This window comes from Vibrio aquaticus, from assembly GCF_003970385.1.
Taxonomy (GTDB): Bacteria; Pseudomonadota; Gammaproteobacteria; order Enterobacterales; family Vibrionaceae; genus Vibrio; species Vibrio aquaticus.
Genome location: NZ_RXZH01000214.1, coordinates 1 through 319 on the forward strand (window position 1 = coordinate 1; position 319 = coordinate 319).

2 tRNA genes are annotated in these 319 nt (G+C 51.1%); both read left to right on the forward strand.

The window, feature by feature from the left end:
• Window positions 1-10: 10 nt before the first annotated feature.
• A tRNA-Met gene (locus tag EJ063_RS20835) sits at window positions 11-87 on the forward strand.
• 111 nt (window positions 88-198) lie between these two features.
• Window positions 199-274, forward strand: a tRNA-Gly gene (locus tag EJ063_RS20840).
• The last annotated feature ends 45 nt before the right edge of the window (window positions 275-319 follow it).

The following is a 319-nucleotide window of genomic DNA, read 5'->3' on the forward strand; positions in this document are numbered from 1 at the left end:
TGAATACGGACGCGGGGTGGAGCAGCTTGGTAGCTCGTCGGGCTCATAACCCGAAGGTCGTCGGTTCAAATCCGGCCCCCGCAACCAAATTAAAAGGTGTTGTGATTCGCTAGCTCGTCGGGCTCAGCCATTCATAAAACCTCGCGAAGGTCACTGGTTCAAATCAGTCCTCGCAACCAATTTCTCTTATGAGAAAATGCGACACTAGCTCAGTTGGTAGAGCGCAACCTTGCCAAGGTTGAGGTCACGAGTTCGAACCTCGTGTGTCGCTCCAAATTTTAAGGCTTTCATCATGCCTCAAATGATGAATACGGACGCG